Raw genomic sequence first — 14,360 nt, forward strand, 5'->3', positions numbered from 1 at the left:
GCGGTGGGCGGCCGGGCCGGTTCCCCGGATGGCCCCGTGATGGTGCTCACGATAACCTTGGGCTATCCCCAGAGATCGGAAAAGACCATCATGAACAACTCGCCGGACAACAACGATGTTGTCATCCTCGCCGCCGCCCGCACCCCGCAGGGCCGGCTGAACGGACAGCTGTCCAGCTTCACCGCCGTCGAGCTCGGCACCCACGCCATCCGAGCGGCCCTCGCCGCCAGCGGGGTGGCCACCGATCAGGTGGATGCCGTGATCATGGGCCAGGTCCTGCAGGCCGGCGCCGGGCAGAACCCCGCCCGCCAGAGCGCCATCGGCGCCGGTGTGGGCTGGAATGTCCCCACCGTCACCATCAACAAAGTCTGCCTCTCCGGCCTGACGGCCGTGATCGACGCCGCCCGGATGATCCGCAGCGGAGACGCCACCGTGGTGGTGGCCGGCGGCCAGGAGTCGATGAGCCGCGCGCCGCACCTGCTGCCGGGCTCCCGCCAGGGCTGGACCTACGGCTCCATCCAGGCCCTCGACGCCGCCGCGCACGACGGCCTGACGGATGCGTTTGACGGCCAGTCCATGGGCCTCTCCACCGAGAGCAAGAACGTCACCCTCGGCATCGACCGGACCGCACAGGACGAGGTCGCCGCCGCATCACACCAGCGGGCCGCCGCCGCCGGCAAGGACGGTGTGTTCGACGGCGAGATCGCGCCGATCAGCGTGAAGCAGCGCAAGGGTGAACCGGTGACGGTCAGCACGGACGAGGGGGTCCGGCCGGACACCTCCGTGGCGTCCCTCGCCGGGCTCCGCGCCGCCTTCGCCACCGACGGCACGATCACCGCCGGCAACTCCTCCCCGCTCTCCGACGGTGCAGCCGCCCTGGTGCTGACGTCCCGGTCCTACGCCGAGGAGCACGGCCTGGAGTACCTTGCGGTCGTGGGCGCGCCGGGCCAGGTGGCCGGCCCGGACAACTCTCTGCACTCCCAGCCCTCCAACGCAATCAAGAAGGCCCTGCAGCGGGCCGGCTGGACGACGGCGGACCTGGACTTCATCGAGATCAACGAGGCGTTCGGCTCCGTGGCGGTGCAGTCCCTCAAGGACCTGGACTACCCGCTGGAGCAGTGCAACATCCACGGCGGCGCCATCGCGCTCGGCCACCCGATCGGTGCTTCCGGCGCACGGCTGGCCCTGCACGCGGCGCATGAACTGAAGCGGCGCGGCTCCGGCAAGGCGGCGGTGTCCCTCTGCGGCGGCGGCGGACAGGGCGAGGCCCTGCTGCTGTACCGCGACTGATGACCGGCCCGGATGAGGTCACGGCCCCCGGTCTGGGCGCCGGAGACGGCCCCGTCGGCGGCGCCGGGCGCCGGCGGTTCCTGGCCGACGCCGCGGCCCGGGGCCTCAGTGTGGAGCTGGTGGAGCGGCAGGCGGCGCGCAGCCTCGAGGAGGCGGCCGCCATCCTGGGGATCACCCCCGCCGACATCGTCAAGTCGCTGGTGGTCAAGCACAAGGACGGCACCTTCCTCTTCGCCCTGGTCCCGGGCGACCGGCAGATCTCCTGGCCCAAGCTGCGCCAGGCCGTCGGGGTCAACAAACTCTCGCTCCCCAGTGCCGACGTCGCCCTCGACGCCACCGGCTACGAACGCGGAACCATCACTCCCCTGGGCAGCACCACGGCGTGGCCGGTCTACGCGGACAGCACGGTCGCCGGCCGGCGGATCTCGATGGGGGCCGGGGAGCACGGCTACAGCGCCTTCGTCGACGCCGACGCGCTGCTGGCCGCACTTGGCGCCGTCGTCACGGACATCACCGACCCGATGTCCTAGCCGCACCGGTCGAAGTAGCCGGCCCGGGTTAACACAGGAAAGGGGCCCCGGCGGCCCGCTCCCGGTTCGGGGGCGGGCCGCCGGGGCCCCGCGTCGTCCGTCGTCCCTAGGCTCCGGGACGGACCGCCGCGGCGGCCGTCAGGCGGTGACTGTCAGGGGCTGGTCGTTAACTGTCAGGCGCCAGTTCGACTGGCTGAATACCGCGGCGTCCAGGGTTCCCTGCGCCACCACGTAGTCGATGATCCGCTGCCGGATCTCCTGCTGGCTGTTCGAGAGCACCGGGGCGGTCTTGACCGCCGGGAAGTTGCCGCCGCCGCTCTGCCGGTAGTTATTGATCGCCATGGCGAACTCCTTGCCCGCGGGCACCGGCGCTCCGTCGTAGCTGAGGTTGCGGATCCGGTCCCCCACCGGCCGGGCGAGGTCGATCTCGTAGTTCAGCGGAGCGTCCAGGCCGTAGACAACGTCGTAGTTGTAGTCCGGGGTGCCGTTGGGGGCCAGCGCGGTGGCCGCGTTGGTGATTTGGTCCGCCCGCACACTGGTACCGCTGGCCGGCTTGAAGTACTGGGCCGACCACTCCAGGTAGTCCTTGACCTGCGCGCCGGTGACCTTGATGGCGAGCAAGGTGTTGTCGAAGATGTACAGGCCTGCCACGTCCCGGATGGTCAGCGGACCGGCTTTGACGTCCACCGACCGGGAGAACGCCGCGGCGATGGAGAGTACCGGGAGGCCGGCGGAGGGACCATTGGCGAGCTCGGCCTTGATGGTGCTTGCCTGGACGTAGTTGATGGCGTCGATCGCCGCGGAGTCGGACCAGCAGGCCGTCGCGGTGCTCAGCGGCGCGGTGCACGTGCCGATCACCTGGTTGACGTATTTGACCGTGGCGTCGTGGCCGGCCTGGACGGCGCCGACGACGGCGGGATCGGCGTCGACGGTCTTGGCGTCCAGAAGGTGGGCGTGCGCCGCGGCGACGCTCCACCGGCCCTGCTCCTTGCTCAGCTGCAGGTCGATGACGGCGACGCGCATGCCCCATTTGAGCGGCTCTGTCAGCAGCACCTGGCGGCCGGTGGCCTTGTTGGTCACGAAACGCTCCGGGATCTCCAGGTGGGCGTGGCCGACGAGGATCGCGTCGATGCCCGGGACCTCCTCGGCCAGCTGGGTGGAGGCATTCTCAGGGAACGGGAGGGCGTCACCGTAGGAGGAGCCCGGGGTGGCGCCCGAATGGCTGGAGACGATGACGACGTCGGCGCCGGCCGCCTTCATCTCGGGGATGACGGTTTTGGCTTCCTCGACGATGCCGTTGAAGTCCAGCTTGCCGTGGACGTTGTCGCGGTCCCATAGCGCACACCCGGGCGTGACGAAGCCGACCAGGCCCACGGTGACCCAGCCGCTCTCCGTCTTGACGCGCTTGAGCACGTAGGGCGTGAACGCCCGGCTGCCGCTGACGGCGTCGTGGACGTTGGCGCCCAGGAGCGGGAAGTCCAGCTGCTTCTCCCACGTCCGCAGGAGGGGGATGCCGTAGTTGAATTCGTGGTTGCCGAGGGCGACGGCGTCGTAGCCGACGGCGTTCATGGCCAGCGCCATGGGGTGCTTCACCTCGGTGGAGATCGGGTTGACCTTGGCGAAGTAGTAGGCCAGCGGGGTCCCCTGGATGGTGTCGCCCGAGTCGATGGTCAGCGTGTTGGCGGCCCCGCGCTCGGCGCGTACCGCCTTAATGAGGGTGGCGGCCTGGGCGATGCCGATTCTGTTTCCGGCGGTGTCCGCGTAGGGGGCGTTCTTGAAGTAGTCCCAGTTGAAGACGTTGTTGTGCAGGTCGGTGGTGCCCAGGACGGTCAGGGTGAACTGCTTCTTCGCAGCCCCCTGGCCGCCGGCGTCTGCCTGCGCGGCCGGGGCTCCGGCGACGGCGGCCGCCGCCGCGCTGCCTCCGACGAAGGCTGCCGCGAGCATCGCGCGGCGGGACACGTGGGGGTTCGGATCGGTCATGGATGGACTCCTCGGGGTTGGCGGCCGATTGGCACAATGCCACAGTCTAGGCCGCCGGCACTCGGCTGAAAAGGAGAGGAGACGATCATTTTCCGAGCGTTTACCGGATGTTCTCTGCCCCGGAACGCAGGAAACCCCGCCCACCGGAGTGGACGGGGTTTCCCGGAGCTGAAAGGCGTGAGGCCTTCCGAAGAGCCGGTCGTTACTTGACGGTAACGGTGGCGCCGGCAGCCTCGAGCTGCTCCTTGGCCTTCTCGGCAGCTTCCTTGTTGGCGCCTTCGAGGACGGCCTTCGGGGCGCTGTCAACCAGGTCCTTGGCTTCCTTGAGGCCCAGGGAGGTGATGGCGCGAACTTCCTTGATCACCGCGATCTTCTTGTCGCCAGCAGCCTCGAGGATGACGTCGAAGTCAGTCTTCTCTTCGGCTTCCTCAGCGGCACCGCCACCGGCGGGGCCGGCGACAGCAACAGCAGCTGCGGTAACTTCGAAGGTCTCTTCGAAGAGCTTGACGAACTCGGAGAGCTCGATGATGGTCAGTTCCTTGAAAGCTTCAATGAGCTCTTCGTTGCTGAGCTTCGCCATGGTTTGGCGTCCTTCCTATAGTGGTGCTTGGCGGGCTTGGCCGTGCCGTCACACCGGAGTCTTGGGTGAGAGAGAGTTAGTTCTCTTCGGCGGCTGCGGCTTCGGCCGGAGCCTCGGCTTCTGCTGCGGGGGCTTCTTCAGCGGCGGGTGCTTCGGCTGCTGCCGGGGCACCGTTCTCTTCTTCAAGCTTGAGGCGCAGAGCGTCGATGATACGAGCGGCTGCGGCAGCAGGGGCCTTGAGGACGCCTGCGACCTTGGCGAGCTGGAGCTCGCGGGACTCGAGTGCTGCCAGGGCAACAACTTCGGTGGCGTTCAGTGCCTTGCCCTCGAAGTAACCGGTCTTGATGACCAGCTGCTTGTTGGCCTTGGCAAAATCCGTCAGGCTCTTTGCAGCGGCAACTGCGTCACCCTTGATGAACGCGATTGCAGTGGGGCCGGCAAGCTGGCCGTCGAATGCTTCGACACCGGCTTCCTTGGCTGCAATGGCGGTCAGGGTGTTCTTGACGACCGAGAACTTGGTTTCCTGGCCGAGAGAAACACGCAGCTGCTTGAGCTGTGCAACGGTGAGCCCACGGTATTCGGTCAGGACAGCTGCGTTCGATTCCTTGAAATCGTTAGTGATCTCAGCTACTGCTGAAACCTTGCTAGGCGTTGCCATAACCCTCCTTCCGGGGATAAATGCCGGTGTGTCCGGGTCCCCTCAGGATCGCTAAAACTAAAAACGCCCCGCGCAGATGCACGGGGCTTGTCTCGACGCGGCGTGCCGCGGAGCTTTGCTTCGTTCACCTGCGCCGGCCGCCCTGCGTTGAGGGGCCTTCGTCCGGAAACCAACTTGAATCCCCCGCACACAACTGCAGAAGTGAGCGGTGCTCAGGAGAGTGGATTTCCAACAACCGACGGTCTTTGGTTCTTCTAGGGTACGGGATGGGGGCGGGCCCCACCAAATCGGGGTCAGCTGGTGCTGGGCCGCAGGTCCGGGAGTTCCTTCTGCCACAGCCCGGTGACACCGGCCGTGGTGAAACCGAGCTTCTGGTTCACCGTGAGGAGGTAGCGGTTTTCCGGGGCGTTCCAGGTGTACAGCACCCGCGCGTCCGGGAACTGTTCTGACAGCCGTTCCATGTTGGCCAGTTTGATCAGCAGGCCCAGTTTATTGCCGCGGTGCTCGGCCAGCACCACGGTATCGTCCTGGAAGACGACGTCCGGGCGCAGTCCCAGGACACTGATGGTGGTCAGCCCCACCAGCGTGCCGCTGGCGATCTCCTCGACGGCGGTGACCACGGTCCGGCGGCCCTGCGCGATGGCGACGTCCTCGGTCTCGCGCAGGAGTTCGCCGTCGAACACCAGCGCGTCCTCTTCCTGCTCCGGCACCCCGCCGTCGCCCGCCCGGTTCTCCAGCAGGGCGACGGCCTCCAGCCAGCGGTCGGGGCACCGGTCGGTCCAGTGGTGCAGGCGGTAGCGCCCGGCATTGGCCTCCTCTGCCTCGGCCTGCAGGTCCGCCACCAGCTGGCTGTCCAGCGGCAGGGTGCAGGCGCTGAACTGTTCGATATGCTGCAGCGTGTAGCCGGTGAGCCGGGCGAACTCCACCTCGCGGCTGTTCAGCGGGACGTACCCCAGGCCCGCCCCGGGGATCAGCTGGCCCGCCGACTGGTCCGCGAGCGTGACGCCGGGGTGGTTGGTGTCAATCAGGATGATCCGCCGGCCCTCGTCGCGGGCGAAGTGCTCGGCGGCCTCGAGCAGCTGGCGCCCAACGCCGTGGCCCTGGAAGTCCGGGAGGATGTCCAGGGTGAACTCGGCCAGTTCCGTGTTGTCCGCGAGCGGCAGGGCGATGTCCACGGTCCCCACGATCCGTCCGTCCACCTTGGCCACCAGGATGACCTGGCGTTCATACGGGTCGGCCATTTCCAGCAGCTTCTCCTGCGGGGCATAGGCCAGGTCGTCGGTGCCCCAGGTCGCCATTCGGACCTTGCGTCCCACCTCGACGGCGGCGATGAAGTCCGCCGCGTCCTCCCCCTCCAACGAATCCGGGATCCAGAGCTGCTCGATCCGTACGTCGCCTGCCTGAGCGGTCATGTTCCCAGCCATTCTGCCGCCTTAGCCTGGCCCCGCTGGTGCCAGGCTTTGAGCGTCAGCATATGCCCGGAACCCTCTGCGTTCCATGCCCCGCCACGGGGATTTTTGGCTGCCGGTAGGACCGGGGGCGGCGCGGGCTACTCCCCCGCCAGGCCCGGCCCGGTGACGCGTTGCCACTCGCCGTCCCAGCCCGCGGGACGGAAGCCCAGGGCCTCGTTGATGGCGAGCATGTACCCGTTTTCGGCCGCGTTGAAGGTGGTGACGCGTTCGACGGCCGGGGCGGCCCCGGCGAGCCGGCGGAGGTTAGCGATCTTCACCAGCATGCCCAAGCGGTGTCCGCGGTGCGGGGCGGCGACGAGGGTGTCGTCCTGCTCGGCCAGCCAGGGTTTACCGGCCGGGAGTTCCAGCACCGAATAGGCGGCGAGGTCCCCGGTGTCCCGGTGCCGTGCGGCGGCCACCAGCGAGGTATTTCCGGCTTCCCGCCAGGTGTCCTCCACGTGCCGGACCCGCGCCGCGTCCCAGTGCTCCTCCTCGTAGCTGATGCCGCCGCTGGGGGCATCGGAGCTCATCCGGGACATCAGGTCGGCCAGCTGCGGCAGCAGCTCCTCCGGGCAGTGGTTCGTCCAGGTGAGGACGTCGTAGCCGCCGGCCTTCGCCAGGGCCTCGGATTCCAGCCGGTCCAACTCCGGGGCCGTGGCCGCAACGTCCAGGCTGCTGTAGCGCTCCACCTGTTCGAGCCGGTAGCCGGCGGCGGTGGCGAAGCGGACGCTGCGCGCCCCCGCCGGGAGGGCCCCGGTGCCGGTGGCGGGGCGGACCACGGCGCCGCCGTCGACGTCGAAATCCGCACGGTGCTGGGTGGAGCCGAGGAACACAGACCGGTTCTCGGCCGCCGCGGCGGCTTCGGCGTGAGCCAGCAGGGCCCGTCCGATGCCGCGCCCGGTGTGGGCCTGCAGCACCGCGACCTGGATCCCGGCGCGGTCGAGGTTTTCAGTCAGGCCCAGCCGGACGCTGGCCCGGGCCACCATCCGGCCTTCGGACCGGACGACGAAGAGCCGGGTCCGGCCGTACCCGGTCTCCTGCCAGAAGCGCAGGCGGGCCCGGGCCGCCGTCGTCCGGTCGTGGTTGCCCCACGATTCGAGTGCCAGCACGTCGCAGAGTTCATTGAACTCCCAGAACTCCGCGGCGCCGTCGGCGTCGTCGTCGAGCGAGGCGGGGAGGCGCAGTTCGTCGATGCGGTGGGGTGCTGGATTCACCCGCACAGCCTAGCCGCGGTGCCGGCAACAGAAAAGACCGCCCCGCGGGTGCGGGACGGTCTTTGCTGGCGCCTGCCGCCGAGGGCGGCGCGGGCGCGGGGTCCGGAAGCTTACGCTTCGGTCAGGACCTTGGTGACGTTCGGGTCAACCGAGATGCCGGGGCCGAAGGTGGTGGCCACGGTGGCCTTCTGGATGTACCGGCCCTTGGAAGCGGACGGCTTGAGGCGCAGGACCTCTTCCAGTGCGGCTGCGTAGTTCTCGGCCAGCTTGACGGCGTCGAAGGAAACCTTGCCGATGATGAAGTGCAGGTTTGAGTGCTTGTCGACGCGGAAGTCGATCTTGCCGCCCTTGATGTCGTTGACAGCCTTGGTGACGTCAGCGGTCACGGTGCCGGTCTTCGGGTTCGGCATCAGGTTACGCGGACCCAGGACCTTACCGAGACGGCCAACCTTACCCATGAGGTCAGGGGTGGCGACGGCGGCGTCGAAGTCGGTCCAGCCGCCGGAGATCTTCTCGATCAGGTCGTCGGAGCCAACGAAGTCGGCGCCGGCTGCGATCGCGGCCTCGGCCTTGTCGCCGGTCGCGAAGACCAGGACGCGGGCGGTCTTACCGGTGCCGTGCGGCAGGTTGACCGTGCCGCGGACCATCTGGTCGGCCTTACGGGGATCGACGCCGAGGCGGAAGGCGACCTCAACGGTGGCGTCGAACTTGGACGGGTTGGTGTCCTTGGCGAGGGTCACTGCCTCGAACGGCGCGTAGAACTTCTCCGCGTCGATCTTGGCGGCGGCTGCCTCATATGCTTTGCTGCGCTTTGCCATGCTGCTGTTTCTCCTTGTGCAGTTGTGGTCTGCGGACCGCGCTGGGCCCTGCCACAGTCGGATATATCCGGACGGCGTGTCCGGGATTCCGATCTTTCGATAATTAGGGGGTGCCGGTTGCCCGACGGGTGCTGGTCACTGCCGTTCGCGGTGTTCCGCGGCGGTGCTCTCCCAGCGGGTGGGGGCTAGCCCTCGACGGTGATACCCATGGAGCGGGCGGTGCCGGCGATGATCTTCGCTGCGCCTTCGAGGCTGGTGGCGTTGAGGTCTTCCATCTTGGTGGAGGCGATCTCGTTGACCTGGGCCTGGGTCAGCTTGGCAACCTTGACGGTGTGCGGGGTAGCCGAACCCTTGGCGACGCCTGCAGCCTTCTTGATCAGCTCGGCGGCCGGCGGGGTCTTGGTGATGAACGTGAACGAGCGGTCCTCGTAAACGGTGATTTCAACCGGGATGACGTTGCCGCGCTGGGCTTCCGTTGCAGCGTTGTACGCCTTGCAGAATTCCATGATGTTGACACCGTGCTGGCCGAGCGCAGGACCGATCGGCGGGGCCGGGTTAGCGGCACCTGCCTGGATCTGCAGCTTGATGAGGCCGGTGACCTTCTTCTTGGGAGCCAATGTAGGGTCCTTCTCTCAATTTCGTCCTGGGACACAGGAGCGTGTCCCAGGTGGTTGGCCGCCATGGCGAGGCGGCCGGCCGCTCCGGGGCCGCAAAGCGGGCAGCCTGGAGCGAATTCTGTAATCGGTGCTAGATCTTGCTGACCTGGTTGAACGCCAGGGTGACCGGGGTTTCGCGCTCGAAGATGGAGACGAGGACCACCAGGGTCTGGGATTCGGGCTTGATCTCCGAGATCGTGGCGGGCAGGGTCTCGAACGGGCCCTCCTTGACGATGACGGACTCGCCAACCTCGAAGTCCACGGCAACCGGGGTCTGGTTCTGCTTGTTAACCGGCTTGCCCTTCTCGGCCTGCTCGCCCTCGAAGACGGGGGCCAGCATGGAGAAGACCTCGTCCAGGCGCAGCGGCACCGGGTTGTGGGCGTTGCCCACGAAGCCGGTCACGCCGGGGGTGTGGCGGACGGCGCCCCATGAGGCGTCGGTCAGGTCCATGCGCACCAGCACGTAGCCGGGGATCCGGACGCGGTTGATGATCTTGCGCTGGGCGTTCTTGATCTCGACGACTTCTTCCATCGGGACCTGGATTTCGAAGATGTAATCTTCCATGTCCAGGGTCTGGATGCGGGTCTCGAGGTTGGCCTTCACGCGGTTCTCGTAGCCGGCGTAGGAGTGGATGACGTACCAGTCACCTTCCTGGCGGCGCAGCTTGGCCTTGAATTCCTCGGCGGGGTCGGCTTCGGCCGCGGCGGCAGCGGCTGCCAGGGCATCGCCTTCTTCCGCCTCGCCCTCGTCCTCGGAGCCGGCGGAAGCCTCGTCCTCGGCGTCGTTCGCGTCAGCGTCGGCGGCGTCGTCGAATTGGGGCGCAGCAGCCGGAGCCTCGGACTCCTCCACGGCTTCCGCCGCGGCGTCCTGGCTCTTCTCCAGCTCAGTCTCAGTTACCTCGAGCTCCTGCTCAGACACTTGGTCTCCTGCTTCCTCATTGCCTAACATGCCTATTTAAATGACTCAATTCCGCACACCCCGTTACTGCCCCGATTTACCGGGGCGGCACGCGGCCTGCGGACGGTCGCCTTAGCGGTCCGTGGGACCCGTTCCGCCGAAGACCCAGCCGACGCCGGTCCCGAAGGCCAGGTCCAGCAGGGTGACGACGACCATCATGATGACCACGAACACCAGCACCACGAGCGTGTAGTTGACCAGTTCCTTGCGGGTGGGCGCGACGACCTTCTTCAGTTCGCCGATGACCTGGCGGAAGAAGAGTGCGATCCGGGCGAAGAAGCCTGCCTTGGGGGCTTTCTTGGCGGGGCGGCCTTTGGAGCTGCTGGCAGCTGTTTCGGTCACCTGACCCTCACTCATCCTCGCGATGTCGGATACCCGGCTCCGGACTGAACCATGGTTGCTGCGCTGGTTCCGGTGCATTCCGGAACAGCTTGCGCAGGGCAGACAGGACTCGAACCTGCAACCTGCGGTTTTGGAGACCGCTGCGCTACCAATTGCGCCACTACCCTATGGATTAAAAACCGTGCCGGCGGCGGACTGAACAGGTTTCCCTGAGGCGCACGCCATCATCGTGTTTTCAACACCGGAGATCCATTCTACGCATGAACTACGTCCACGTCGAACCGGCTCCCTGGCATCCCGGAGGATCCGGTGAACAGCATAGAGTAGATTCCGTCGAATCCCACATCCAGCCCCGTGCTGACGCGAAGAACGGACCCGCGATGCCTGCCGCCCGCATTTCCAAGCGCATTTCCGCCATAGCCGAATCCGCCACCCTGGCCGTCGATGCCAAGGCGAAGGCACTGAAGGCGGCTGGACGTCCGGTCATCGGGTTCGGTGCCGGCGAGCCCGACTTCCCGACTCCGGGCTACATCGTGGATGCCGCCATCGAGGCCGCCCGCCAGCCCAAGTACCACCGCTACTCCCCCGCCGGCGGGCTCCCCGAGCTGAAGCAGGCGATCGCGGAGAAGACTTTCCGGGACTCCGGCTACAGGTGCGAGGCGTCACAGGTCCTGGTGACCAACGGCGGCAAGCAGGCCGTCTACAACACCTTCGCCACGCTGCTGGATCCGGGCGACGAGGTCATTGTCCCTGCACCCTTCTGGACCACCTACCCGGAAGCCATCCGGCTGGCCGGCGGCGTGCCGGTGGAGGTCTTCGCCGGGCCGGAGCAGGGTTACCTGGTGACCGTCGAGCAGCTCGAGGCAGCCGTCACGGACCGCACCAAGATCCTGCTGTTCGTCTCCCCCTCCAACCCCACGGGCGCCGTCTACTCCCCCGAGCAGGTCACGGCGATCGGCGAGTGGGCCGCGGCCAAGGGCCTGTGGGTGGTCACCGATGAGATCTACGAGCACCTGACCTACGACGGCGTGCCGTTCACCTCGATCGCCACGGCCGTGCCGGCCCTCGGGGACAAGGTGGTCATCCTCAACGGCGTCGCCAAGACCTACGCCATGACCGGCTGGCGGGTGGGATGGATGATCGGCCCGGCCGACGTCATCAAGGCCGCCACCAACCTGCAGTCGCACGCGACCTCCAACGTCTCCAACGTTCCGCAGATCGCGGCACTGGCTGCGGTCTCCGGTCCGCTGACCGCCGTCGAGGAAATGAAGGTGGCCTTCGACCGCCGCCGCAAGGCGATCGTCTCTGGGCTGAACGCAATCGAGGGCGTCGACTGCCCCACCCCCAAGGGCGCGTTCTACGTCTACGCGGACGTCCGCGCACTGCTGGGCAAGGAGTTCCCTACGGCGAACGGGCCGGTGGCGCCGTCGACGTCGGCCGAGCTCGCCGCGCTGATCCTCGACGAGGTCGAGGTGGCCGTGGTTCCCGGTGAGGCGTTCGGTCCCTCCGGCTACCTGCGCCTGTCCTACGCCCTCGGCGACGAGGACCTGGCCACCGGCGTCGGACGCCTGCAGGAATTTCTGGGCAAGGCCAAGTAGCCGACGCTCCCTCACCTTCGGCAGCGAATCGAGCGACGCTCCCTCACATCCTTCCGGGACGTGAGGGAGCGTCCGCTTTAACCCGGCTAAACGTGAGGGAGCGTCGGTGTTAACCCGGCCGAACGTGAGGGAGCGTCGGGTTTTATGTCACCAGATCTGAGGGAGGGTCAGAGCAGGCGGCGTTCGGCGGCCCAGCGGGTCAGTTCGTGCCGGCTGGAGAGCTGGAGCTTGCGGAGCACGGCCGAGACGTGGGTCTCCACGGTCTTGATGGAGATGAACAGTTCCTTGGCCACCTCCTTGTAGCTATACCCGCGCGCGATCAGCCGCATCACCTCGAGTTCGCGGGCCGAGAGCCGGTCCAGCTCGTCGTCGGCGATGTCGGCGGGTGAGGTCCCGAAGGCGTCCAGCACGAAGCCGGCGAGCCGCGGGGAGAAGACCGCGTCCCCGCCCGCGACGCGGCGCACGGCGTTGCTGATTTCGGCGCCGGAGATGGACTTGGTGACGTAGCCGCGGGCCCCGGCGCGGATCACGGAGACGACGTCCTCGGCGGCATCGGAGACGCTCAGGGCCAGGAAGCGGGTTGTGCCCAGCAGTGCGGCGCAGCCGGCCAGGACGTCCCGGCCGCCGCCTCCGGTTCCGCCCGGCAGGTGCACGTCGAGCAGCACCACGTCCGGAAGGGCCTCGCCGATGACACGCACGGCGTCCTCGACGGTGGCGGCCTCCCCCACGACGGCGATCCCGGCGTCGAGGTCAGCCTTCAGGCCGGAGCGGAAGATGGCGTGGTCGTCCACGATCACCACCCGGGTGGCGGGGACGGGGGCTCCCGCGGGCAGGGGGCTGTCGGGCTGGCTGGTCATGGCATGTCCTTCGTGGTGGTGCCGGCGGGTGTGTGCCGAGTCGGTACGGGCGGGGTGGCGGCGGACGACGGCGTAGGCGTCGGTGCCGGTGCCTGGGCGGGAGTTGCCGGTGTGGCCGGCGACGCAGGCGGCGTCGCCGTGTCGGGGGCCAGGGGCAGGCTGAGCCGGACCTCGGTGCCGTCCGGGTTGCTGACGATCACAGCCGTTCCGCCGTGCCGCCGCATCCGGCCGATGATGGATTCCCTGACGCCGAGCCGGTCTGCGGGGATGGCGGCCGGGTCGAAGCCCGGGCCGCGGTCCTTGACGAAGATTTCCGCGGCCCCGCCGGTGGCTTCGAGGTACACGGAGACGGGGCCGCCGCCGTGCCGTGCGGCGTTGAGCATGGCCTCCCGCGCGGCCATGACGAGGGCCTCCAGCCGTCCGGTCATGGCGCTGTCCCCGACGCTGACGACGTCGACGGGCTGGCCCAGCGCGTCTTCCACCTCCGCGGCGGCGGCCTGAAGGGCATCCGAGAGCTGCCCCTCGTCACGTTCCGCGTTGCGGTACAGCCAGCCGCGGAGCTCGCGCTCCTGGGCCCGGGCCAGGCGGATGACGTCCTGTTCGTTGCCGGCCCGGCGCTGGATCAGCGCGAGGGTCTGCAGCACCGAGTCGTGCAGGTGGGCGGCGATCTCGGCCCGTTCCGTGGCGCGGACCCGGCCCTCCCGTTCGGTCTCGAGGTCGCGCCAGAACTTCAGCCCCCAAGGCAGCAGCACCAGCGCGACGCCGCCCAGGACCGCCACCGAGGCCAGGAGTGCGAGCCAGGTCTGCTGCCAGGATCCGGAGCCGGAAACCATCACCAGGACCCCGGCCACCACCAGCGCCAGGCCGGCCGCGAGCCGTGCCCAGCCGCCGGCCTGGTTTGCCTTGGCCTTGTCCATGATCCCGGTCCGGCGGGTCTCATCCAGTTGCATCCAGGCGATGGCGGCGCCGCCGAGGATCGCGGCCACGGGAATCAGGGTTCCCAGCGGGACGTCCAGTCCCAGCAGCCGCGCCACCAGGATCCCGGCGGCCAGCAGCAGCCCGACGCCCAGGAGGATCTCCTTCCCGTAGGGCATGCCGGCAAGCCGGAAACGCCACGGCTCCCCGGCGGTGGCCGTGTTTCCTTGGGCGTCCGGGGATTGCACGGGGGCGCTCACGGCGGGGGCGATGGGCGACGCCGGACGCCGGGCGTTGCGGCGGGCGCTCTCGTCCGCCGTCGGCACCATGATCCAGAGCCAGGCGTAGAACGCGACGCCAGCGCCGCCGGCGAACGCGGCCACCACCATGCCGGCGCGGATCATCTGCACGGGCCAGCCCAGGTGGCGGGCGAGCCCCGCGCAGACACCGGCAATCATGCGGTCGCCGCCGCGGGTCAGCGGTGGGCGGAGGGGCGCGGTGGTCATGGATCCA

General features: G+C 68.3%; 14 protein-coding genes and 1 tRNA gene. 3 read left to right on the forward strand and 12 right to left on the reverse strand.

The features are described from left to right. The first annotated feature begins 90 nt into the window (after window positions 1-90). Window positions 91-1,290 (forward strand): acetyl-CoA C-acetyltransferase, encoded by a 1,200-nt coding sequence (locus tag QWJ39_RS01575; RefSeq protein WP_290255939.1) that lies wholly within the window; start codon window positions 91-93, stop codon window positions 1,288-1,290. Further along, window positions 1,290-1,820: a YbaK/EbsC family protein gene (locus QWJ39_RS01580; protein ID WP_290255940.1), complete on the forward strand. Its 531-nt coding sequence runs from the start codon at window positions 1,290-1,292 to the stop codon at window positions 1,818-1,820. The genes QWJ39_RS01575 and QWJ39_RS01580 overlap by 1 nt, the downstream gene beginning before the upstream one ends. Before the next feature lie 138 nt (window positions 1,821-1,958). Here QWJ39_RS01580 and QWJ39_RS01585 read toward each other — a convergent pair whose 3' ends face one another. The 10 genes from QWJ39_RS01585 to QWJ39_RS01630 form a co-directional block, all read right to left on the reverse strand. Beyond that, on the reverse strand, window positions 1,959-3,800 hold the full coding sequence (locus QWJ39_RS01585) for a 5'-nucleotidase C-terminal domain-containing protein (RefSeq protein WP_290255941.1): 1,842 nt from the start codon (window positions 3,798-3,800) through the stop codon (window positions 1,959-1,961). Between the two features lie 202 nt (window positions 3,801-4,002). Then, window positions 4,003-4,380 carry a 50S ribosomal protein L7/L12 gene (gene rplL, locus QWJ39_RS01590; RefSeq protein WP_290255942.1) on the reverse strand — a complete coding sequence of 126 codons (378 nt, stop codon included), beginning with the start codon at window positions 4,378-4,380 and terminating at the stop codon, window positions 4,003-4,005. Window positions 4,381-4,456: 76 nt separating this feature from the next. After that, entirely contained in the window at window positions 4,457-5,038 is a 582-nt protein-coding gene (gene rplJ, locus QWJ39_RS01595) for a 50S ribosomal protein L10 (RefSeq protein ID WP_290255943.1), read from the reverse strand. A 293-nt stretch (window positions 5,039-5,331) separates the two neighbouring features. Beyond that, window positions 5,332-6,450, reverse strand: a complete 1,119-nt coding sequence (locus QWJ39_RS01600; RefSeq protein ID WP_290255944.1) for a GNAT family N-acetyltransferase — start codon at window positions 6,448-6,450, stop codon at window positions 5,332-5,334. A 137-nt stretch (window positions 6,451-6,587) separates the two neighbouring features. Continuing rightward, window positions 6,588-7,703, reverse strand: a complete 1,116-nt coding sequence (locus QWJ39_RS01605) for a GNAT family N-acetyltransferase (RefSeq protein WP_290255945.1) — start codon at window positions 7,701-7,703, stop codon at window positions 6,588-6,590. A 110-nt stretch (window positions 7,704-7,813) separates the two neighbouring features. After that, the gene (rplA, locus tag QWJ39_RS01610; RefSeq protein WP_290255946.1) at window positions 7,814-8,521 is read right to left on the reverse strand and encodes a 50S ribosomal protein L1; all 708 of its coding nucleotides are present in this window, start codon (window positions 8,519-8,521) and stop codon (window positions 7,814-7,816) included. 185 nt (window positions 8,522-8,706) lie between these two features. Then, the gene (gene rplK, locus QWJ39_RS01615; RefSeq protein ID WP_003803853.1) at window positions 8,707-9,138 is read right to left on the reverse strand and encodes a 50S ribosomal protein L11; all 432 of its coding nucleotides are present in this window, start codon (window positions 9,136-9,138) and stop codon (window positions 8,707-8,709) included. A gap of 130 nt (window positions 9,139-9,268) precedes the next feature. Further along, window positions 9,269-10,096, reverse strand: a complete 828-nt coding sequence (gene nusG / locus QWJ39_RS01620) for a transcription termination/antitermination protein NusG (RefSeq protein WP_290255947.1) — start codon at window positions 10,094-10,096, stop codon at window positions 9,269-9,271. Between the two features lie 111 nt (window positions 10,097-10,207). Then, window positions 10,208-10,492 carry a preprotein translocase subunit SecE gene (gene secE / locus QWJ39_RS01625; RefSeq protein ID WP_290255948.1) on the reverse strand — a complete coding sequence of 95 codons (285 nt, stop codon included), beginning with the start codon at window positions 10,490-10,492 and terminating at the stop codon, window positions 10,208-10,210. Window positions 10,493-10,571: 79 nt separating this feature from the next. Continuing rightward, window positions 10,572-10,644 (reverse strand) — tRNA-Trp (locus QWJ39_RS01630). A 213-nt stretch (window positions 10,645-10,857) separates the two neighbouring features. Between QWJ39_RS01630 and QWJ39_RS01635 the strand changes: the two genes are divergently transcribed. Further along, window positions 10,858-12,075: a pyridoxal phosphate-dependent aminotransferase gene (locus tag QWJ39_RS01635; RefSeq protein WP_290256475.1), complete on the forward strand. Its 1,218-nt coding sequence runs from the start codon at window positions 10,858-10,860 to the stop codon at window positions 12,073-12,075. 167 nt (window positions 12,076-12,242) lie between these two features. On the opposite strand, the gene QWJ39_RS01640 is transcribed toward QWJ39_RS01635, so the two are convergent. Both QWJ39_RS01640 and QWJ39_RS01645 read right to left on the reverse strand, forming a co-directional pair. Further along, on the reverse strand, window positions 12,243-12,932 hold the full coding sequence (locus QWJ39_RS01640) for a response regulator transcription factor (protein ID WP_290255949.1): 690 nt from the start codon (window positions 12,930-12,932) through the stop codon (window positions 12,243-12,245). After that, a complete protein-coding gene (locus QWJ39_RS01645) occupies window positions 12,929-14,353 on the reverse strand; it encodes an ATP-binding protein (protein WP_290255950.1) in 1,425 nt (474 codons plus the stop codon). The genes QWJ39_RS01640 and QWJ39_RS01645 overlap by 4 nt, the downstream gene beginning before the upstream one ends. Window positions 14,354-14,360: the final 7 nt, after the last annotated feature.

Source organism: Arthrobacter sp. YD4 (assembly GCF_030410515.1).
GTDB lineage: Bacteria > Actinomycetota > Actinomycetes > Actinomycetales > Micrococcaceae > Arthrobacter.

Excerpts from the sequence above, each read along its gene's own strand:
- rplA (WP_290255946.1), bottom strand. The coding sequence starts at position 8,521 with ATGGCAAAGCGCAGCAAAGCATATGAGGCAGCCGCCGCCAAGATCGAC.
- QWJ39_RS01600 (WP_290255944.1), bottom strand. The coding sequence starts at position 6,450 with ATGACCGCTCAGGCAGGCGACGTACGGATCGAGCAGCTCTGGATCCCG.
- QWJ39_RS01580 (WP_290255940.1), top strand. The coding sequence starts at position 1,290 with ATGACCGGCCCGGATGAGGTCACGGCCCCCGGTCTGGGCGCCGGAGAC.
- QWJ39_RS01585 (WP_290255941.1), bottom strand. The coding sequence starts at position 3,800 with ATGACCGATCCGAACCCCCACGTGTCCCGCCGCGCGATGCTCGCGGCA.
- QWJ39_RS01640 (WP_290255949.1), bottom strand. The coding sequence starts at position 12,932 with ATGACCAGCCAGCCCGACAGCCCCCTGCCCGCGGGAGCCCCCGTCCCC.
- secE (WP_290255948.1), bottom strand. The coding sequence starts at position 10,492 with ATGAGTGAGGGTCAGGTGACCGAAACAGCTGCCAGCAGCTCCAAAGGC.
- QWJ39_RS01575 (WP_290255939.1), top strand. The coding sequence starts at position 91 with ATGAACAACTCGCCGGACAACAACGATGTTGTCATCCTCGCCGCCGCC.
- QWJ39_RS01645 (WP_290255950.1), bottom strand. The coding sequence starts at position 14,353 with ATGACCACCGCGCCCCTCCGCCCACCGCTGACCCGCGGCGGCGACCGC.
- QWJ39_RS01635 (WP_290256475.1), top strand. The coding sequence starts at position 10,858 with ATGCCTGCCGCCCGCATTTCCAAGCGCATTTCCGCCATAGCCGAATCC.
- rplJ (WP_290255943.1), bottom strand. The coding sequence starts at position 5,038 with ATGGCAACGCCTAGCAAGGTTTCAGCAGTAGCTGAGATCACTAACGAT.
- rplL (WP_290255942.1), bottom strand. The coding sequence starts at position 4,380 with ATGGCGAAGCTCAGCAACGAAGAGCTCATTGAAGCTTTCAAGGAACTG.